Origin of the sequence: Cobetia sp. SIMBA_158, from assembly GCF_046566945.1 — a bacterium.
GTDB lineage: Bacteria > Pseudomonadota > Gammaproteobacteria > Pseudomonadales > Halomonadaceae > Cobetia > Cobetia amphilecti.
In genome coordinates, this window is record NZ_JAWJYL010000846.1 from 1 (window position 1) to 248 (window position 248).

1 protein-coding gene is annotated in these 248 nt (G+C 56.5%); it reads left to right on the forward strand.

Features of this window, described 5'->3' with window-relative positions:
- Window positions 1–248 (forward strand): putative PEP-binding protein (locus R2R70_RS22225; protein ID WP_410979235.1); only part of this gene is annotated, 248 nt, incomplete at both ends.

Sequence of the window (248 nt, forward strand, 5' to 3'; positions counted from 1 at the left end):
CGAAAGCGGTGGTTGAGGAACTGGCGCGTCAGGGGCTGAAACGTGGTGAGAACGGGCTGAAAATCATCATGATGTGTGAAATCCCGTCCAACGCCTTGCTGGCCGAGCAGTTCCTCGAATATTTCGACGGCTCCTCAATTGGCTCAAACGACATGACGCAGCTGGCGCTCGGTCTGGATCGTGACTCCGGCGTGGTGTCTGAACTGTTCGATGAGCGCAACGATGCGGTGAAAGCACTGCTGTCGATG